The sequence below is a fragment of the Bradyrhizobium diazoefficiens genome, from assembly GCF_016616885.1.
GTDB classification, from domain to species: domain Bacteria; phylum Pseudomonadota; class Alphaproteobacteria; order Rhizobiales; family Xanthobacteraceae; genus Bradyrhizobium; species Bradyrhizobium diazoefficiens_F.
Window position 1 is genome coordinate 7,780,074 of sequence record NZ_CP067102.1, and the last position, 19,009, is coordinate 7,799,082.

Consider the following 19,009-nt stretch of genomic DNA (forward strand, 5'->3'; position numbering starts at 1 on the left):
CCGGGCTCCGACACCTCTCCCGCTTGCGGGAGAGCATAGGCCGCCTTCGGCGGCCGTCCCTTTATAGGACGCCGAGGCGAAGCCTCGGCTATGCAAAGCGCGGGTGAGGGCTTTCTCCTCTAGGGGGCACCAACCGTGCTAGCATCTGTCCCAGCGTGGAGGCACCCTCTCCCCAACCCTCCCCGTAGGCGGGGGGGAGCGCACCGGGCGGCTCCAAATCCCCGCCCAAATCCTTGACTACCCGCCCCTTCCCCCTATACGTCCGCCCGCTCCCTGCAAGGACAGAGAATTTGCCCCCGTGGCGCCCCGAATGGCGGCCGCAACTCGTTGGGGGCTTAGAACGAAGGATTTGTGACATGTCTCGCCGCTGCGAACTGACGGCCAAGGGTCCCCTCGTCGGCCACAAGGTCAGCCACTCCAACATCAAGACCAAGCGCCGCTTCCTGCCGAACCTCGTCAACGTGACGTTCATCAGCGAAGCCCTGGAGCGCAACGTGCGCCTGCGCGTCTCGACCAACGCGGTCAAGAGCGTCGACCACAATGGCGGCCTCGACGCCTTCCTGATCAAGGCCAAGGCCGACAATCTGTCGCCGCGTGCCCTCGAGCTGAAGCGCGCCATCCAGAAGAAGGTCGGCCCGACGCCTGCGCCGGTCAAGAAGGCCAGCTAAGCGAATTTTGCAATCGGGCGGGGGCTAAGTTGCGTCGCGTGGCGTAGGCTTAGCCAAGTAGAGTTCTGCGTTGCGGCCGGATCGAAAGATCCGGCCGTTTTTTGTTTTGTGGTGCGGCAGCGCGAGTTTCTCCGACCGGTCCGCACTGCTCAGACAACAGCGAATCTGATAATCGTCGCACACATGAACCTCGCGGGCCTTCGATTCTACCGATGCAGCGCGACCCTCCAAAAGCTCTATCGATCCTGAAACCGCTCTACGGTCGGGGCAACGACGGACGCTATGGAATCCAGCATTTGGCAGTCGTTCCGCTTGCTGGGCGAGCGCAAGATGCGAGCGACTTCTTCCAAATTCAGAATGATCTGCTGCACGCTCAGCCAAACTACGTAAGCACGGTCCTCGCAACGCTTGGGCAATCCCTTGTCCCCGTTGTTGCGGTAGTAAGAGGCGAGCGACTAATCCGGTGCCTTGGCACTGGATTTTTTGTAAGTGCCAGTGGTCTGTTCATAACTGCGGCGCACGTAATCATCGATCCAATTGAGCGTAGTTATGGAGGAGCCCGCGAGATTGAAGAAATGACGTGGGCTTTCGACGAACTCGAGGTCGGCGTTCTTACGAGCACAAATCCAATTTTTGAGCCCGAGGGCTGGATCTTTAGGCCCATCGAGTGGGCCTCATTCTTAGCACAGCGAGCGGAGCACCCGCTCCCGATTCCGAACACGAGCCTGAAGCTAACGACCGATATTGCCATCTGTAAAGCACGCCAATCGACAACAGCATCGTTCTACCAACCTCTTTCCATCATCCAGCAAGGGATTCGAGGATTGGGATTGGCGATTGGGAAGCGGGCAACCGCAATTGGTTACGCTGGAATGCAAGACGTCGCTTTTGAAGAGAATCAAGTCGGAGCGAGGATTGGCGACATCCGCTTTAATCTACACGTCGCTTCCGGATATGTTCTTGAGCACTTCCCCAATAATCTATCTGAAAGAGTAGTGCGCACTCCCGGAGCTTGCTTTGCTGCTGCACTTAAGCTGCCCGGCGGAATGAGTGGCAGCCCAGTCTTTGACGACGAGCACATGTATGTTCATGGAGTAGTCAGCAGCGGTTGGGAGGGTGAGGGCGGACCTATCAAACACGGATATGGCTCCATGCTTGGGCACTCACTGTCGATCCCCATCAGGCCGCTTAGCGGTAAGACTTTGACCGACTTAATCAGAGAGGGGGAACATGGCATGCCGCAAATCAGCATCGCAGGAGCTTGATCTGCCTAACTACTCTCATGGACAATAGCTCGAACAACGGAACGGGCTGTGAAAGCTTACTGCACTCGCGCAGTCAAAGCTGGTCCAAACTCAGAGTGTTGGGCTCACCATTGCCTTTGACATAAGCTTGTGCAGCCGCCCATGGCCACCCCAACTATCACGCGCGTTCTTGCGTTCAACTGAAGGCCAAGATCGAGAAGCAAAGTAAATCGCGAGCTGCACGTATTCGGAAACGCCCTTGTAAATCTCAAACAGCGCTTTTCTTCGGTCGTGATCTCCAAACCTACCGACCAGTATGGCGGCAACGGCACGAAGGCCATCATGGCGATTTGCATCCTGAAGCAACGACATCGCCACCTTTACAGCAAGTGAGCTAGCGCCTCGCCCCTGCAGAAGAGTTGCCAAAACCCACATCTTTTGCCAATCGAAGAAACCCTCGTCGCCAAGACTTTCGACTAGAGCGCTTTGAATGGCTTCACTACCATCTACAAATTTCCCTAGATATGCGGCGTAGATTTGCATCATTGAAGGACGGCGCGCCAACTGCTCTAGAACGTAGTCAACAGCGAAGTCGCTTTCAGCCTTCGTAAAAAGGGGGAGACAGAAGCGCTCAATCACTTCTTCTTGGCCAGGAAAGTCTTTGATAGATGCGAACAAAGCTTGGGTCGCCTTTAACTCAAGCTCCTTAGCTTTGTCACCTTCATCTTCTTCGTCGCTCTCGTCATCCCACTCTCGTTGAAATCCATAATCGGTATCAGAGCCCCCCTGCTCGAGCTGATCAGAGATTTCTTCGACAGCACGGGAAAATAGTAGCTCCAGATCGGGCTCCTCCGCAAAGAGAGACGACTTGGGCATTACGATCGACTTAACTTCATTTAGATGCAGATCGTAAGATCGCAAAAATGGAATAAGTTTTCTTAGTACATGATCCGCCTGATCGACGCTTTCTGCGAAAATGTACATGTCATCAACGTATCGCGCCGAAAGCAGACCCATATCATCGAAGAAACGATCTACCGATGACATATAACAAGAGCCGAACAGATCTGACGGATAGATCCCCTGGAGAATCCCGCGTGAGCTTCGTTGGCCCGTATAACTAAGGAGAATCTTCTCCAGGCGATCTGACAGACGACCATCGAAACCATAACCTTGCAGAGTGTTGATGAGCGTGTGCTGATTGATCGAACCGAAATAGTCCGCAACATCCAAGCGCAAAATGTACTTCGTCTGGCTTTCCGTCGCATGAAGTCTCAAGGCTTTTTGCAATTCACTCCAGCACTTCCGCGTTGGAAGAAACATTCCCTCCTCATCCTTCGCAGCTAGACGATGACTGAAGGAGCGTGTCGCATCGATATTGGCTTCAATTATTGGAGCAGCCTCGTCAGCTATCACTTGGTAAAGCAAGCGATCTATGGGCGGCAATATACTGCCAGGCCGGCTAAAGGCAGGACCCAAACGCTGTGAATTTGGGCCACCGATCCTGATCCGAAAGAATTTCGGAACCTCAATGGTCAATGGAATCCCTGGATGAAATGTCCCGTTCTTCAACTCGGCCTGAAGTAATTTTACGAGGTCGTCCCCAGCATGCTTGTATAGGAATCGCAGATGGGGTGACCAGATAAAGTCAGATCGGAGATCGTGGATGACTCGTTTTAGAGCTCGATCCCAATCTAGCTGCCCCAACAACTTTGGATCCAAGCCGAACGATTGCTCAGTCTTTTTTTGACCGTTTTCCGCCATAGCTTATCTTGCTGTGATCCGCCATTTTGTGAATGAATGTCCCACATAGCTCCGAACATGTCGATTCTATATCGAACGAGCAATCCATCCATCTGCTCCACTCAATTTTGGATTTTCCGCCAACTCGCTCCGGCAGCATCACGGGAGGGGCGTACTGTGGAGCACGGGCGCAAGGTCTGCGCCGAAAAACCTTGTCATCTGGCGTCGGAAACGAACCAGCGAGAACATCTCCACCGTCCTGAAGCTCTATCGCTGCCTGCGCAAGACGTACAAGACGCAGCCGCAATAGCCCGCTCCCCCTACCCCCGAAAATCAATACTCCGCAGCACGATCCCCGGCGGCGTGCCTTCGAACTCGGTCGCGCGGTACTTGCTCGCGGCGCGCGCTTCGATGCGGTCGCGCAGGCGGGTGAACTGGGCTTCGCGCTCGCTAGGGCGGGTTTGCGGGCCGCGTTCGAGATCGTCCATGGCGGAGGTCGAGATCGCGCAGGGGATTTCGTTCGCGCCGTCCTGCATCGAGAGCTGGACGATGCCGCGGTTCTGTTCGTGGCCGATGAAGCGGCCGCTGGTGAGAGTCGTGGGGTACTCCTGTTACGCGGGTTGCGCGATGATCGCCTGACGTCGTTCTGGCGGAAGCCAGGCCCCCCCGCGCGAGCGCCCCGCGACAGATGGTGCTCAGCGATACCGGGGTCGGCACGGTGACGGCACCGGTAAACAGCATCGCGCGCGTGTTAACCATGCATTAACCAACGCAGCCTAGCCTGCGGCAATCGTCCAGCCATCATTAGCCCGAAATGCCTTCCCGGTTCGCTCCAGGAGAAGCGCCGATGCCTGTTGCGTTGTTGACGTATGCCGATCTGGGTGCCCGCCTCGATATCTCGCGCGAGGCCGCGCGGTCGCTGGCGAGACGTCGCCGCCTGCCGCGCTCGCGCTCGGAGGACGGCAAGGCCCTGGTGAGCGTTGATCTCTCCGCGCTCCGGTACACGCCCCGCCCCCGAAAGAGCCGCCGGGCAGACCCCGTCGATGTCTCCATGGCAAGGATCGAGGCCATCAAGATCGGGGCCTTCAAGGCGGAGATCACGCGGCTCGAAGACGTCGCAACCGCCTACAGGCAAGTGTTCGAGCGCGAGCGAGAGCGCGCCGAGCGCCTCGCCGTCGAGCTGCAGCAGGCGAGCGTCGAGGCCACGGCCGCCAATGCGTGGGCGGCACGACTGGAAAACGAGATGGCGGCGCTGCGGGCCGATCGCCGCCCTGGCGGCTCGCTCGCGGGACGCGCCGCGCTTCGCTTAGGACATCTGGCCGCTTCGATCGTGCAAGCAGACCGCGCGGCCCGCAGATAGCACTCGAGACTTTCTTTAATCCCCGGCTTGCCGGACTAATCGTGAGGGAAAAATGGCTGGGAATATCGATATCCATGAAATGAAGGCCCGCATCGTCGTGTTCGGCGTCGGCGGCGCCGGCGGCAATGCCGTGAACAACATGATCACCGCCGGGCTACAGGGGGTCGAATTCGTCGTCGCCAATACCGACGCGCAGGCGCTAGCCATGTCGAAGGCGGCGCGACTCATCCAGCTCGGCACGAAGGTGACCGCGGGCCTCGGCGCCGGCTCGCAGCCGGAACTGGGACGCGCCGCGGCCGAAGAGGCGATCGATACGATCCGCGATCAGTTGACCGGCGCGCACATGGTGTTCGTGACGGCCGGCATGGGCGGCGGCACCGGCACCGGGGCCGCACCCGTCGTCGCCAGGATCGCGCGCGAGCTCGGGATTCTCACCATCGGCGTGGTCACCAAGCCGTTCTACTTCGAGGGCCAGCGCCGCATGCGCGTTGCCGAAGCCGGCATCGAGGAACTGCTGAAGACGGTCGATACCCTCTTGATCATCCCGAACCAGAACCTGTTCCGCGTGGCCAGCGAGAAGACCACATTCGCCGATGCCTTCGCCCTTGCCGACCAGGTGCTCTATTCGGGCGTCGCCTGCATCAGCGACCTCATCGTCAAGGAAGGCCTGATCAATCTCGATTTTGCCGACGTCCTCTCCGTCATGAAGGAGAAGGGCAAGGCGATGATGGGACGGGGCGAGGCTTCGGGCGAGAAGCGCGTGCTCGCCGCCGCCGTGGCCGCGATCTCCAATCCGTTGATCGAGAATCCCTCGATCAAGCGCGCCAGCGGCCTCATCATCTCCATCACCGGCGGCAAGGATCTCATGCTGTACGAGGTCGACGAAGCCGCAACCCGCATTCGCGACGAGGCCGACCCGGATGCCAACATCATCGTCGGCGCGTCCTTTGACGAAAGCCTCGAAGGCATCGTCCGCGTCTCGGTGGTGGCGACCGGCATCGACAATCTCGACGCGGAGGCGCAGGCCCAGCCGGTGGAAACCGCCCTCGCCCAACTCGCCGGAAGGCTGCGCAATGACGGCCGGCGCATCGCCGATCGCATCGAGCGCAGCGCACCCCTTCCGCAGGTGGAAAGCCCGCCGCTCCGCCCGCAGCCGCATCACCCCGTGGGGCCACCGGCAAGGCCGGGCCTGGACTATGCGCGCCACGCGGCGATCCAGCCGCTCCATCCCTCCGGCCGCGCGCCTGCGCGCAATGCGCCCGACGAGGCCCTTCTCGATATCCCGGCCTTCCTGCGCCGCGCCGCCAACTGAGCGGTGGCCCAACAACGGCTCGTCATCCCGGGGCGCGACAAAGTCGCGAGCTATGATGCGCAATTGCGCATCTGAGGATCCATTTAGCCGCAGGGACCGTTGAGGAATGGATTCCGGGTTCGCGCCAAGAGGCGCGCCCCGGAATGACGGCGCAACTGCGCGGCGCGCCGATGCTTCACGCTGCCGTGCTGCGCGGGCTCTCTGCGGTTTCCTTCTTGTCCGCCTCCTTGTCACGGGACAGCCACGCCGGGAAGCGAAGCAGGCGCTCGTTGGTGTCGTTCGGCAGCTCGACGGGCGGGGCTTCATTGGCCGAACACGGCAGGTCCGGCACTGCCTGTCCTGCTCGCACCGCATCGGCGCGCTGATCCAGTTCGCGCAACAGGGGATCGAGCACGCTGTCGATCTCGCTCGCCACCGACACCAGGAAACTATTGAGCTCGCGCGCCTCGGGCACGACTGCCGTAGCCTGCTCGATCGCCCTGGAGAGACCGTCGACGACAGGTGCAAACGCGCCGGCGGCTTGCATGATTCGCGTCTTGATCGCTTCGATCTCGCCGAGGACGCGCTCACGCTCCCGCCTTTTCTTCTCCTCCGAAAGGCGGGCTTCGATTTCGGCGATCTGGGCCGTCAGGGTCGTGGCTTCGGAAGCGAGTGCATCGCGTCTTCCGCGCGCGCGATCGAGATCGCGGCTGAGATGGTCCACTAAGTCGTCCTTTCCGAACATGGCTTTGCTCCGTAGGACAGGCGTTTTGCGCTGTAGGACGGCCCTGGCGCGTACCGCCAGCCTCACCACCGACCGGATGGCCGGATCGGCCGAAACAGGCATCAACTTCGGTCGCGTCACATGGGCCGGCATGGTGATCCCCCCATCGCCAACATTAAGCGACCGCATGGTTAACAGATGGTTAATGTCAACAACCGATGCTGCCACGGGGCATCATGCCGGCGTGCCGAGTCACCTTCGACAAGGCAGCCTCTCCCCTACCCGCGAAAATCAATGCTCCGCAGCACGATCCCCGGCGGGGTGCCCTCGAACTCCGTTGCCTGATATTTGCGTCCCGCGCAGGCTTCGATGCGCTCGCGCAGGCGGATGAACTGGGCTTCGCGCTCGTTCGGCCGCGCGCGCGGGCCGCGTTCGAGATCGTCCATGGCGGAGGTCGAGATCGCGCAAGGAATCTCCCTCGCGCCGTCCTGCATCGAGAACTGGACGATCCCCCGGTCCTGTTCGTGGCCGACAAAGCGGCCGCTGGTGAGGGTCATGTGCGTACTCCTTTTACCGGCTCTTGGCTCGCAACGCTTGACCCGAAACGCCCGGCGCGCATGCACGTTCCTTGCGACCGCGGCTTGCCTCAGCTGTCGCCGCTGAGCCTGGCGAAATCGTCGAACAGGGCGGCCACCAGCGCGCGGTGCCGCGTGTCCTCGGAGGGCAGGCTCGCGGCGTAGATGTTGAGCAGATAGCGCGCCTTCGCGGCCGCTTCCGGCCACGACGATGCGGGCACGGTGAGCAGCTGGTTCTCCAGCGCGGTCTCGCGCTCGCGCAGCTCCTTGAGATTGGTCTCGACCTCGGCCAGCGCGCGGCGCAGATCGGTGGCCTTCTGCGCGGCCATGCCGCGGTGCTTGTCGAGATCGACGGTATGGTCAGTCATTGGCGACGCTCGCGTCGGACGCTATCGCGTCCGCCAGGTCGGGCGCGCGGATCGACAGCATCTCGACCGAACCGAGCACGCCCTCCACGGGCACGATGATCGAGGTGCCGACACGGCGCCAGGCCGAGAAGGTCTCGCTCTCGATCGTCTCCTCGTCGGCAATGACGGGATAGGCGCCCGCGGGCAGCAATCGATCGATGCCGTGGATGCGGAACGGATGGCGGAAGGTGACGGTTTCGCGCCGCGAACGGATGGTCATGCACGCCTGCCTTGCCTCTCGAGAGCGGCCCCAACCGACGCCAGCGATCGCGACCATGCGCTTGTCGCGCTGCAATAGCCAGCACTATCCTTGTCGCGGGCGGCGCGCGCCGAGGCCGCAGGCTACGTGCACGTTTTAGTCCTCGCTATTGATGTGACGCAGGCGTACGCTCGCCTGCATCACCGCGACTTTCGCTACGGCATCGACCGGTGACTGAGGGTCATGTGCGCTCCCGCCGAGAAACCAGTCACGAAGAGCACGCCTTCATCGTGCTCGGGAGCATGCGATGGCCCGGCCGATCCGCGTGCCCTATCTCGTCTGGGCGACCGGTGAATATGGCAGCACCAATCACGGCCGCGGCAACGCGACCGTCGCGCTGCGGCTGGCACGAAAGCTGCTGCGTGACGGCTTCATGGACGTGCGCGTCTGCACGCCGCGCGGACGCGTGCTGCAATCGGACGAACTGGACGAACTCAAACCGCAAGACAAAGCTCAAGACAGATCTCAAGAGGAGACCGACGCCATGGCCAAGGGACAGCAACGTAGCAATCGCGAAGCCAAGAAGCCGAAGAAGGACAAGACCAAGGTGATCGCCGCGGCCCCGAGCCGCAAGGACGCATGGCAGCCGGAGATCGGTCAGGGGAAGAAGAAGTAGGGGGCAAGAACGAACGCTTGCCGTAATCAGCCCGTCATGGCCGGGCTTGTCCCGGCCATCCACGTTCTTTCGGTGCCGATAGATTGTGAGAACGTGGATGCCCGGGACAAGCCCGGGCATGACGAGTTTGCGGCGCGATCACGCGCCCAACTCTCACAGCCTTCTGGTTCCCCGTCGCGCTTTTCGGCTATACTCGCCCCGGTAGCATCACCGGGAGGGGCCCACCGTGGAGCACGAGCGCAAATCCGAACCGAAAAACCTCGTCATCTGCTGCGACGGCACCGGCAACGAGATCTCGGAAAACATCTCCAACGTCCTGAAGCTGTATCGCTGCCTGCGCAAGACGGACAAGACATCGCCGCGGCAGATGGTGTTTTACGATCCCGGCGTCGGCACGGTGACGGAGCCGTCGACGTGGAACAGGTGGAAAGCCAACATCAAGCTGGTGCTGGGGCTCGCCACCGGCTACGGGCTCGATGACAACGTGCTGGCGGCCTATGGCTTCCTGGTCGAGCATTACGCGCCGGGCGACAGGATCTACCTGTTCGGCTTCTCGCGCGGCGCCTATACCGTGCGGGTGCTGGCGGGGCTGATCCACAAGGTCGGGCTGATCTCGCCGGAGCAGGCGAACCTCGCAGGCTCGGGCCTCGTCGCCTACAAGCAATATTCCGGGCTCGGGCGCGGCAACGACATCGAGGACCTCAAGGAAGGGTTCGACGAAGACGGGCCTACGCCTGAGGACAAGTTCGATCTCGCCGCGCAATTCGCGCGCATCACCTCGTCGCGCTGGCCGACCATCCACTTCATCGGGGTGTGGGACACGGTTGCGAGCGTGATCGTGCCGCGCGCCGACCGGCTCTATTGGCCGAGCCTGGAGGAGCTGGCCTTCACGCTGCGCAATCCGAGCGTTCAGATCTTCCGCCAGGCAATCGCGATCGACGAGCGGCGCTGCATGTTCCGCCTGAAGGCGTATGAGGAGCCGCAGGAGTATTGGCGCAACCGCTACGTGCCCGACGAGAAGAAAGAGCCGCAGGACATTCTGCAGGTGTGGTTCGCCGGCGTGCATTGCGACGTCGGCGGCGGCTTTCCCGAGGCCGAGAGCGCGGAATCGAAATACCCGCTGATCTGGATGATCGAGGAGGCGGCGAAGGCCGGGCTGAATTTCAACCCGCGCACCGTGAACCAGCTCGCCTGGGGCATCCAGCGCAAGAACTCGCCGTTCAGCTATGTCGCGCCCGCCTTCACCGGCAAGGCGGGCCAGCTGCACAATTCAATGAGCGTGGCCTGGCGCGTGCTGGAGTTTTTGCCGAAGAGCGCGACGTACAAGGAATGGCCGGAGCGGAAGGTTTTTCTCGGCTTCTACATCCCCGATTGCGAGCTGCGGCTGATTCCCGACGGCGCGCATGTGCATGAGAGCGTGTTGAAGCGGATGGCGGTGGAGCCCGGGTATCGGCCGGTGAATATGCCGAAGGACTATGTGACGGTGCCGATGCCGGTGGGGCCGGGAGTGGGGGTTGAGGCGGAGGCGGGGGAGATCGTGACAGGGTGATGGATTGGGTAGGCTGGCGCCGCAAACTCCGGTGTCGTCCTGGCGAAAGCCCACCCCGCTACCGCCACTTTCCGCACTCGCCGCTACTTTTCATTAAAATTGTCCCGCCGACCTTAGTCGGATCGCATCAACTGCTCCGCCATCATCGAAGCCTGCCACCGCGTTGTCCGCGGTATTGGAGGAGAGTGCCAATGCATCCGCGCCGACATGCCCGTGTGAAACCCGCCGGCCTGGTGTCCCGCCAGGCCAAGATCATCACCGACCCGCGCGCGCCTGTCATCGTCTGCACGCTGATCGACTATTCGCCGGGAGGCGCCTGCGTCGATCTCGGCGGGCAGGTGAAGATTCCTGATCGGTTCGAGCTGCTGCACGTCAACACCAAGAAGCGCTGCCGCATCGCCTGGAAGCGCGGCACGCGCGTGGGCGTGGTGTTTTAGGATTATTGCTTACCCTCCACTGGAGGGTCAGAAGCTACAACCGCATCCGCGCTTTCGCGCCCGCGACGATCTGCATCGCGACGCCGCCGATCCAGCCCAGCAGCACCAGCCAGGTCAGCGCGTCGTGCGGTTCGAGCCGCAGCACGATGACGGCGACTGACGCAAGCGCTGCAAGCGTGGCGCAGAGGGTGCCGGCGGAGCTCAAAAGTTCAGCGGCGTCGATCTGGCTGTGCGCGTCGTCGAAAGGCTGCTGCGGCGTGTCGATGCCGAGATAGAAGCCGATCACGCCGAGCAGCATCATCAGCAGCAGAAAGCCCTGCGTGGTGAGCGAGGCGATCGCCGATCCGACATAGGCGCCGACGAACAACCCGCACGCGGCGCCTGCCATCGCGAGGCCCAGGCGCTCGAAAACATGGGCAGTCTTGCGAACACGAAACCGCATGGCCGGCCTCCGTGACGCCCCCGGATGAGCGGAGGTTAGGCCAGTTTTGCGGCGGGCGGAAGGTGAGGAGGGTTACGGATGCGTGAGGTGCGCGGTGACTTCCTCTCCCCGCAAGCGGGGAGAGGTGAAGAAAGAAATTACCGCGCCCCGAAACTGGTCTTGCCGAACAGCGCCTTCTGCGTCGAGGGCTGCGAGCGCCAGTATTGCGGCGGGGCTTCGACTTCGCCGCCGATCTCGGCTGCGGCGTGCCAGCCCCAGCGCGGGTCGTAGAGCATGCCGCGGGCGAGCGCGACCATGTCGGCCTTGCCGGATGCGACGATCTCCTCGGCCTGCTTGCCTTCCGTGATCAGGCCCACCGCGATGGTCGGCAAGCCGGTCTCGCGCTTGATGGCGTCCGCAAACTGCACCTGATAGCCGGGGCCGAGCGCGATCTTCTGCTGCGGCGAAACGCCGCCGGAGGAGGCATCGATCCAGTCGACCCCGCGCGCCTTCAGCGCCCTCGCGAATTCGATGGTCTGCGCCAGATCCCAGCCGCCCTCGACCCAATCGGTCGACGACACCCGCATGCCGACAGGCTTGTCGTGCGGGAAAACGCTGCGCACCGCGTCGTAGATCTCGAGCGGGAAGCGCATGCGATTTTCGAGCGAGCCGCCATATTCGTCGGTGCGCTTGTTCGAGATCGGTGACAGGAATTGATGCATGAGATAGCCGTGCGCGCCATGCAGCTCGATCGCGTCGATGCCGATGCGCTCGGCGCGCTTGGCGCTGTCGACGAACGCCTCGCGGATGCGCTTCAGACCGCTAGCATCGAGCGCGAGTGGCGCGGCCTCGCCCTCCTTGTGCGGCAGCGCCGACGGCGCCACCGTCTGCCAGCCGCCTTGATCGATCGGGATGAGCTGGCCGCCGTCCCAGGGCCGCGCGCTGGATGCCTTGCGGCCCGCATGCGCGAGCTGCATCGCGATCGCCGTGCTCGAATGTTTCCGCACCGAGGTGAGGATCTGCTTCAGCGCAGCCTCGGAGGCATCGCTGTAGAGCCCGAGGCAGCCCGGCGTGATGCGGCCGATCGCCTCGACATGGGTGGCCTCGATGCAGAACATCGCCGCGCCCGACAGCGCGAGATTGTTGATGTGGGTGAAGTGCCAGTCGGTGGGAACGCCGTCTTCGGCCGAATACTGGCACATCGGCGACACCACCAGGCGGTTCTTCAAAGTCAGGCCGCGCAGCTTGATCGGGGAAAACAGGGCGCTCATGCGGAGATCCGGAGATGGAGGAATGGAAGCGATTGCATGAAGTTTAGTGAGCGAATCGCGAATTGCCAGTTGCGCGGGCAGCATGGCGGCCCGCGGCGCCATGCATTGCAATGCGGGTTTGACGGGCGGCCTGGACGACAGCAGGGGCTAGTCCACCAGCGTGAACTGCAACAGCAGGGTGCGCTGGAGCAGCGAAAAATTGTCGTCCGACACCATCGTCAGCACGGTCTCGCCCTCCGCCGTGACATGGGCGTCGATGCCTTCCATGTTGTCGACCTCGTGGCCGAGATCGGCGTCGAACAGCACGGGGCCGTCGACCAATGCGCCGGGGGCGATCGTCCTCAACGGGATCGAGCGGATGCGGATGTTGATGCCGGTGAACCAGGAGAATTTGCGCTCGAGGATCAATAGCTCGCCCGACGGCAGCAGCACGGCGTCGCTGATGAACTGCTTGTCGGTGCGCTTGATGCTGAACTGGCCGGGCGTGGGACCGCCGATCAGGAAGCCGATCAGGTTGCCGTCGGCATCGAAGCCGCCTTCCGACAGGGCGATCAGCGTGCCCGCGAGCGGCTGGCCCTTCATATCCCTGGGCACGAACACCAGCGCCTCGAGCCCCTTGTTGTAAGGCAGCTTGCGCACAGCGGGCGGCGTCGGCACCACCTCGCCGCGGGCGCGGATGCCGCCTTTGGCGAAATCGAAGCGCATGATCTGGTTGACGCGCTCGAGCCCGACATAGACGAGCGAGCCGTCGCGCGCGAGCGACTCGGTGTCGTACCAGAGCCGCTTCTCCGTGATCGGCCGGCCCTCGCTGTTGAGCATCGGCGCGGCCTCAACATCGTCGAGCCCGACCATCTTGCTGCCGGAATAGCGGATGGCGCCGGTGAACCAGGTGCCCTGGTCTGACAGCGCGAGAAAACGCGCGCCCTTGTCATCGAGGAAGCGGAAGCCGGACAGGCCGCCAAAGCCGCGATGCGGCGAGGTCAACACCAGACCGCTGCGATATTGCAACGCGCCGAAGCGCACGCGCGCGCGGTCGCGCGGCTCGAAATGGGGAATCGGCCGCGCGTTGACCTCGATGCCGGCGGGCTCGGTGACGGCGTGCTCGGCCCGCGCCGGCTTTGGCGCGGACTGCGCTTGCGCGAGCCGAGGGAGTGCGAGAGTGGAAAATCCCGCCGCCGCTTGGCCCAGAGAACTGGCAAGAAAGCTGCGGCGGGATGGAAGCGTGCTCACGAATGCAGTTTGCGCCGCGGGCGACTGGCCGGTTGCGTGGGCGCCGTGTTGGTCTCGCTGAAGAGTTCGGCGAGCTTTTCGGTGATGGCACCGCCGAGCTCTTCGGCGTCCACGATCGTCACCGCGCGGCGGTAGTAGCGCGTCACGTCATGGCCGATGCCGATCGCGATCAGCTCGACCGGCGAGCGGGTCTCGATCTCCTCGATGATGTGGCGCAGGTGCCGCTCGAGATAGTTGCCGGGATTGACCGACAGCGTGGAATCGTCGACCGGCGCACCGTCCGAGATCATCATCAGGATTTTGCGCTGCTCGGCCCTCGCCAGCAGGCGCTTGTGCGCCCAGTCCAGCGCCTCGCCGTCGATGTTCTCTTTCAGCAGCCCCTCGCGCATCATCAGGCCAAGGTTCTTTCGGGCACGACGCCACGGGGCGTCGGCCGACTTGTAGATGATGTGGCGGAGATCGTTGAGACGGCCGGGATTGGCCGGCTTGCCGGCGGCCAGCCAAGCTTCACGCGATTGCCCGCCCTTCCAGGCGCGCGTGGTGAAGCCCAAAATCTCGACCTTGACGCCGCAACGCTCCAGCGTGCGGGCGAGAATGTCGGCGCAGGTCGCGGCGACCGTGATCGGGCGTCCGCGCATCGAGCCGGAATTGTCGAGCAGCAGCGTCACCACGGTGTCGCGGAACGTCGCCTCCTTCTCGTGCATGAAGGACAGCGGGTGATGGGGATCGGTCACCACGCGCGACAGCCGCGCGGGATCCAGAATGCCCTCTTCGAGATCGAACTCCCAGGCGCGGTTCTGCTGCGCCATCAGGCGGCGCTGCAGCCGGTTGGCGAGGCGGGCGACGATGCCCTGCAGATGCGCGAGCTGCTTGTCGAGATAGGCGCGCAGGCGCTCCAGCTCGTCATGGTCGCAGAGATCTTCGGCGGAGATGACCTCGTCGAATTTCGGTGCGAAGGCGTGATATTCCGGTCCGCGCGGCTCGTTCTTGCCATGCGCGTTCGGACGCGTCGCCTCGCCCGGCGTCTCGTCGTCGCCGAGCTCGCCGTCATCGAACGTATCCGAGGTCGAGGCCTGCGCGCTTTCCATCGCGCTGTCGCTCATCTCTTCCGACGAGGCCTGCGCCTGGTCGGCGCTCATCTCCTGGGCGACATCGGAATCGGGCGAGCCATCGGCGCCGGACTGATCGTTGTCGCCGTCCTGGTTCTCGTCGTTGTCGTCATTGTCCTCGCTGTCGGCGCTGCGCTCGTCGCCGAGCTCGAGCGCGGTCAGCAGATCATGCACGGCATCGCCAAACCGGGTCTGGTCCTCGACCAGGCCATCGAGCCGGTCGAGCCGCTTGCCGATCTTGTCTTCAAGGATCGGACGCCAGAGATCGACCATCTTCTTCGCGGCCGTCGGCGGCGCCATGCCGGTCAGGCGTTCGCGCACCAGCATCGCCAGCGCGTCGGCCAGCGGCGCATCGGCGCGGTCGGTGATCTCGTCGAACTTGCCGCGATGGAAGTGGTCGTCGAGCATCGCGTTGAGATTCTTGGCGACGCCCGCCATGCGGCGCGCGCCGATCGCCTCGACGCGGGCCTGCTCGACCGCCTCGAACACGCCGCGCGCCTGCGGATTGCCGGGCATCAGCTTCCGATGCAGCTTTGCGTCGTGACAGGCGAGCTTCAGCGCGATGGAATCGGCGTGGCCGCGCACGATCGCAGCATCGCGCTTCGTCATTTTTCGCGCGGGTTCGGGCAAGCGGGCTTTGCCGGGCGCAAGGCCCGGACGCTCGGCGGCGAAGGAGACCTCAAGCTCAGGGGATTTCGCGATCGCCTTCAGGCAGGAGGCGACCGAGCGCTTGAACGGCTCGGTCGGGGCTTCCTTGCTGTTGCGGAACTTGGAATTGGAGGGCGTGCTCATCTCGATCTCACCGTCGTCCCTGCGAAGGCGGGGACCCATAGCCACCGACGGTTGGTGCGTCAGGGAAAACTATCAGCGTCGCTTCATCGAGAGACCTCGCGGTGGGTCCCGGCTTTCACCGGGACGGCACACCGCGAGAGATCAGCTCAGCGCCACGTTGACTGCCGATTCCGGCAGCTCGGCGTTGAAGCAGCGCTGGTAGAACTCGGCGACCAGGGGACGCTCGAGCTCATCGCACTTGTTGAGGAAGGTGACCCGGAACGCGAAACCGATATCGCCAAAAATGTCGGAGTTTTCGGCCCAGGTGATCACCGTGCGCGGGCTCATCACCGTCGACAGATCGCCGTTGGCGAAGGCGTTGCGGGTGAGATCGGCAAGGCGCACCATCTTGTTGACGATGTCGCGGCCTTCCTGGGTGCGATAGTGCTTGGCCTTCGCCAGCACGATCTCCACTTCCTCGTCATGGCTGAGATAGTTGAGCGTGGTGACGATCGACCAGCGGTCCATCTGACCCTGGTTGATCTGTTGGGTGCCGTGATACAGGCCGGAGGTGTCGCCGAGGCCAACGGTATTGGCGGTCGAAAACAGGCGGAACGACGGGTGCGGCTTGATCACCTTGTTCTGATCCAGGAGCGTCAGGCGTCCCGAGACTTCCAGCACGCGCTGGATCACGAACATCACGTCCGGGCGGCCGGCGTCGTATTCGTCGAACACCAGCGCGACGTTGTTCTGCAGCGCCCAGGGCAAAATGCCGTCACGGAATTCGGTGACCTGCTTGCCGTCGCGGACCACGATCGAGTCCTTGCCGACGAGGTCGATACGGCTGATGTGGCTGTCGAGGTTGACGCGCACGCAGGGCCAGTTCAGGCGCGCCGCGACCTGCTCGATATGGGTGGATTTGCCGGTGCCATGATAGCCGGTCACCATCACGCGGCGGTTGCGGGCGAAGCCGGCGAGAATGGCGAGCGTGGTGGCGCGGTCGAAGCGATAATCGGAATCGACTTCAGGCACGTGAGGATCGACTTCGGAATAGGCCGGCACTTCGAGGTCGCTGTCGATCCCGAACACCTGGCGCACCGACACCTTCATGTCGGGCATACCGGAAACTTCCTCAACTTTGGACATGGCGGCGGTCGTCATCAATCCTCCGAGGTCCCGGGCGGTCCCGAAACCAGTTATTTGCACGTTGGCTGCGGCTGGGTGCGGGTGCGAACCTATCAGAGACAACGTTCCGGCAGAAGCCCGCGAGCCGATCAAAGTTCCGTTGTCTTTTCATTTAGATAGGCAAGGAACGCGATTTTTGGAAGGCTGCCCTGCAAATCTCGCCCGAATTTCCAGCGGGACAGGTCGGCTGCCCCGGTGAATGGCACTTTTCCCGCCTCTTCTTACTTATAGGGTCTGAACCCGAATGCCCGCCGCCAACACAGAGACGACGTGACGTCCTTCCTTGATCCCCTGATATCCTTCGTCTCGGCCCATGCGTGGCTGGCCTATCTGACCCTGTTCCTGGCAGCGCTTCTCGAAGCCGTCCCGGTGGTGGGGTCGGTGATCCCGGGCTCGACCATCATCCTGGCGTTGAGCGCGCTGGTCCCGGGCGGCGATCTGAAACTGCAATGGGTGCTGCTGGCAGCAGCGATCGGCGCGGTGCTGGGCGATGGCTCGGCCTACTGGCTCGGGCACCGGCAGCAGCGCAAGATCCTCAACACCTGGCCGCTGACCAATTATCCGCGCGTGGTCGAGGAGAGCGAGACCTTCTTCCATCGCTTCGGCACCTGGGCCGTGTTCTTCGCCCGCTTCGTGCCGCCGATCCGCGCCTTCGTGCCTGTCACTGCCGGCGCGCTCGGCATGGCGCCGGCGAGGTTTTATGCCGTGAACATCCCCGCGATCCTGGTCTGGGCACCGGCCCATGTGCTGCCGGGCGTGCTGGCGGTATCGGCCCTGCACGAATATGCCGGACTGCCGCACCACGGGCATCCCTACAAGCACATGTGGATTCTAACTGTGGTCGGCGTGGCGATCGCGGTGGGCGTGGCGGTCTGGATCTATCGCCGCCGGAACGGCGCCGTCGCGGCGGCGAAGCCGAGGGGTTAGTCCTTACCCTCCCCCCTCCAGGTGTTCAGACCGGGGACATGGTGGACGGGTGTTCGGAGACATCGTGGACACTTTCGAGCCTGCCGTCGAGAGGCCGAATATCGACGGTTGCAATTGTCTGGGTTCGGAAGACGACGTCGAAGAGGCCGTCCTGTGTGGTTGGCCGGAAGGCGATCGCCTTTCCGCGGAAGGCCTTGGGGACTTTGATGGCACGGCCGAGGAAGCTGACGTGACCACCCTGCTGGACGCGGCGCACGATGTCGCCCGGGGCGTATTCGAAGGGCGCGATGGTCTCGACATAGGCGCGCTGGCTCGGCTGATAGCGGCTGGCCGGGACGGCCAGCTCGATAGCCTCGTGTGGTCGCTGCGTGTTGTAGACGTTGCGCCAGTGCTCGAAGGCGCGCGCGGCGGCGGCGAGATCGGCGAAGGGCGGAGCGGACAGCACTTCGGCCTTGAGGCTGCGGTGGAAGCGTTCGTCCTTGCCCATGGTCTGCGGATGATAGGGCCGCGAATGGCTGATCCTGATGCCAAGCTCGATCAGCCAGACGCCGAGCGGGGTGAACGGGCTGCCCGGGCCATCGCCCCAGGGCGAACCGTTGTCGGTAATCAGCCTCTCGGGCAGGCCGTAGCGGCGGAATGCGGTGATGAGTTGCTGCTGGACCGTTTCGGTCTGCTCGTTGGCGCAAGCCGCAAGCACCACGGAAAAGCGCGAGTGATCGTCGAGCACGGTCAGCGGATGAAGCCGGCCGGCGTGCATGGCCACATGGCCCTTGAAGTCCATCTGCCACAACTCGTTCGGCCGCCCGCGCTCGAAGCGGGTGAAGGGGGCCTGACCACCGCCGAATGTGCCGAGCTCGATACCATGCCGCTTCAGGATGGCCGTCACCGTGGAGGGCGCCGGAACTTCATCGTGGCCGAGATCCTTCAGCCGCCTGGCAATCTTGCGGCCGCCCCAGGCCGGATGCTCCGTGCGGACCGAAAGCACCGCATCCTCTGTCGCCGCAACGCTGCGCAGCGGCGAATGCTGCGGCCGCCGCGACTGCTCCTGAAGCCCCGTCGTCCCGCTTGTCCGCCAACGCTCCAACCACTTGTAGCCCGTCGTCGGACTGATCCCGAACCGACGGCACAATTGCCGAACGTTGGCTCCCTCTGCCGAGGCCAACATCACAAACTCCAATCTCGCGTCCATCCGAGACACCTCGCGGAACGGCATCCGACAGCC

21 protein-coding genes are annotated in these 19,009 nt (G+C 63.1%); 9 read left to right on the forward strand and 12 right to left on the reverse strand.

From position 1 onward, the window contains the following. Nucleotides 1-356: 356 nt before the first annotated feature. Both rpmB and JJC00_RS36345 read left to right on the forward strand, forming a co-directional pair. Nucleotides 357-668, forward strand: coding sequence for a 50S ribosomal protein L28 (gene rpmB, locus JJC00_RS36340; protein WP_200470517.1), 312 nt, complete (start codon nucleotides 357-359; stop codon nucleotides 666-668). 212 nt (nucleotides 669-880) lie between these two features. Then, complete coding sequence (locus JJC00_RS36345) at nucleotides 881-1,933, forward strand: trypsin-like peptidase domain-containing protein (RefSeq protein ID WP_200470518.1); 1,053 nt, start codon at nucleotides 881-883, stop codon at nucleotides 1,931-1,933. Between the two features lie 90 nt (nucleotides 1,934-2,023). Here the strand turns inward: JJC00_RS36345 and JJC00_RS36350 are convergent, their stop codons facing one another. Then, a complete protein-coding gene (locus tag JJC00_RS36350) occupies nucleotides 2,024-3,676 on the reverse strand; it encodes an RNA-directed DNA polymerase (protein WP_200470519.1) in 1,653 nt (550 codons plus the stop codon). Between the two features lie 299 nt (nucleotides 3,677-3,975). Then, nucleotides 3,976-4,206 carry a DUF1488 family protein gene (locus JJC00_RS36355; protein WP_246774318.1) on the reverse strand — a complete coding sequence of 77 codons (231 nt, stop codon included), beginning with the start codon at nucleotides 4,204-4,206 and terminating at the stop codon, nucleotides 3,976-3,978. On the opposite strand from JJC00_RS36355, the gene JJC00_RS36360 reads away from it, so the two are divergent. The 3 genes from JJC00_RS36360 (at nucleotide 4,142) to ftsZ (ending at nucleotide 6,327) form a co-directional block, all read left to right on the forward strand. Next, nucleotides 4,142-4,294, forward strand: a complete 153-nt coding sequence (locus tag JJC00_RS36360; protein WP_200474382.1) for a hypothetical protein — start codon at nucleotides 4,142-4,144, stop codon at nucleotides 4,292-4,294. The genes JJC00_RS36355 and JJC00_RS36360 overlap by 65 nt on opposite strands. 208 nt (nucleotides 4,295-4,502) lie before the next feature. Continuing rightward, complete coding sequence (locus JJC00_RS36365) at nucleotides 4,503-5,015, forward strand: hypothetical protein (RefSeq protein ID WP_200470521.1); 513 nt, start codon at nucleotides 4,503-4,505, stop codon at nucleotides 5,013-5,015. 52 nt (nucleotides 5,016-5,067) lie between these two features. Then, the gene (ftsZ, locus tag JJC00_RS36370) at nucleotides 5,068-6,327 is read left to right on the forward strand and encodes a cell division protein FtsZ (protein ID WP_200470522.1); all 1,260 of its coding nucleotides are present in this window, start codon (nucleotides 5,068-5,070) and stop codon (nucleotides 6,325-6,327) included. Between the two features lie 175 nt (nucleotides 6,328-6,502). Here ftsZ and JJC00_RS36375 read toward each other — a convergent pair whose 3' ends face one another. The 4 genes from JJC00_RS36375 to JJC00_RS36390 all read right to left on the reverse strand — a co-directional run bounded on the left by JJC00_RS36375 (nucleotide 6,503) and on the right by JJC00_RS36390 (nucleotide 8,232). Next, nucleotides 6,503-7,183: a hypothetical protein gene (locus JJC00_RS36375; RefSeq protein ID WP_200470523.1), complete on the reverse strand. Its 681-nt coding sequence runs from the start codon at nucleotides 7,181-7,183 to the stop codon at nucleotides 6,503-6,505. Nucleotides 7,184-7,308: 125 nt separating this feature from the next. Beyond that, nucleotides 7,309-7,587 carry a DUF1488 domain-containing protein gene (locus JJC00_RS36380; RefSeq protein ID WP_200470524.1) on the reverse strand — a complete coding sequence of 93 codons (279 nt, stop codon included), beginning with the start codon at nucleotides 7,585-7,587 and terminating at the stop codon, nucleotides 7,309-7,311. Between the two features lie 89 nt (nucleotides 7,588-7,676). Continuing rightward, the gene (locus tag JJC00_RS36385; protein WP_200470525.1) at nucleotides 7,677-7,973 is read right to left on the reverse strand and encodes a hypothetical protein; all 297 of its coding nucleotides are present in this window, start codon (nucleotides 7,971-7,973) and stop codon (nucleotides 7,677-7,679) included. Next, nucleotides 7,966-8,232, reverse strand: coding sequence for a hypothetical protein (locus JJC00_RS36390; protein WP_200470526.1), 267 nt, complete (start codon nucleotides 8,230-8,232; stop codon nucleotides 7,966-7,968). The genes JJC00_RS36385 and JJC00_RS36390 overlap by 8 nt, the downstream gene beginning before the upstream one ends. A 286-nt stretch (nucleotides 8,233-8,518) precedes the next feature. On the opposite strand from JJC00_RS36390, the gene JJC00_RS36395 reads away from it, so the two are divergent. The 3 genes from JJC00_RS36395 (at nucleotide 8,519) to JJC00_RS36405 (ending at nucleotide 10,873) form a co-directional block, all read left to right on the forward strand. Continuing rightward, nucleotides 8,519-8,887 carry a hypothetical protein gene (locus tag JJC00_RS36395; protein ID WP_200474383.1) on the forward strand — a complete coding sequence of 123 codons (369 nt, stop codon included), beginning with the start codon at nucleotides 8,519-8,521 and terminating at the stop codon, nucleotides 8,885-8,887. 226 nt (nucleotides 8,888-9,113) lie between these two features. Beyond that, entirely contained in the window at nucleotides 9,114-10,436 is a 1,323-nt protein-coding gene (locus JJC00_RS36400; protein ID WP_200470527.1) for a DUF2235 domain-containing protein, read from the forward strand. Between the two features lie 191 nt (nucleotides 10,437-10,627). Beyond that, nucleotides 10,628-10,873, forward strand: a complete 246-nt coding sequence (locus tag JJC00_RS36405) for a PilZ domain-containing protein (protein WP_164987974.1) — start codon at nucleotides 10,628-10,630, stop codon at nucleotides 10,871-10,873. Nucleotides 10,874-10,907: 34 nt separating this feature from the next. Here JJC00_RS36405 and JJC00_RS36410 read toward each other — a convergent pair whose 3' ends face one another. The 5 genes from JJC00_RS36410 to cobS all read right to left on the reverse strand — a co-directional run bounded on the left by JJC00_RS36410 (nucleotide 10,908) and on the right by cobS (nucleotide 16,836). Then, on the reverse strand, nucleotides 10,908-11,315 hold the full coding sequence (locus tag JJC00_RS36410; RefSeq protein ID WP_200470528.1) for a hypothetical protein: 408 nt from the start codon (nucleotides 11,313-11,315) through the stop codon (nucleotides 10,908-10,910). A gap of 137 nt (nucleotides 11,316-11,452) precedes the next feature. Further along, nucleotides 11,453-12,565 carry an NADH:flavin oxidoreductase/NADH oxidase gene (locus JJC00_RS36415; protein WP_200470529.1) on the reverse strand — a complete coding sequence of 371 codons (1,113 nt, stop codon included), beginning with the start codon at nucleotides 12,563-12,565 and terminating at the stop codon, nucleotides 11,453-11,455. A gap of 147 nt (nucleotides 12,566-12,712) precedes the next feature. Continuing rightward, nucleotides 12,713-13,795: an esterase-like activity of phytase family protein gene (locus tag JJC00_RS36420; protein ID WP_200470530.1), complete on the reverse strand. Its 1,083-nt coding sequence runs from the start codon at nucleotides 13,793-13,795 to the stop codon at nucleotides 12,713-12,715. Continuing rightward, a complete protein-coding gene (gene cobT / locus JJC00_RS36425) occupies nucleotides 13,792-15,696 on the reverse strand; it encodes a cobaltochelatase subunit CobT (protein ID WP_200470531.1) in 1,905 nt (634 codons plus the stop codon). Before cobT ends, JJC00_RS36420 begins: the two co-directional genes overlap by 4 nt. 141 nt (nucleotides 15,697-15,837) lie before the next feature. Next, nucleotides 15,838-16,836, reverse strand: a complete 999-nt coding sequence (gene cobS / locus JJC00_RS36430) for a cobaltochelatase subunit CobS (RefSeq protein WP_200470532.1) — start codon at nucleotides 16,834-16,836, stop codon at nucleotides 15,838-15,840. 294 nt (nucleotides 16,837-17,130) lie between these two features. Between cobS and JJC00_RS36435 the strand changes: the two genes are divergently transcribed. Continuing rightward, nucleotides 17,131-17,787 (forward strand): DedA family protein, encoded by a 657-nt coding sequence (locus JJC00_RS36435; RefSeq protein WP_200470533.1) that lies wholly within the window; start codon nucleotides 17,131-17,133, stop codon nucleotides 17,785-17,787. 25 nt (nucleotides 17,788-17,812) lie between these two features. Here JJC00_RS36435 and JJC00_RS36440 read toward each other — a convergent pair whose 3' ends face one another. Next, nucleotides 17,813-19,000 (reverse strand): IS481 family transposase, encoded by a 1,188-nt coding sequence (locus JJC00_RS36440; RefSeq protein ID WP_200469293.1) that lies wholly within the window; start codon nucleotides 18,998-19,000, stop codon nucleotides 17,813-17,815. Nucleotides 19,001-19,009 lie beyond the last annotated feature (9 nt).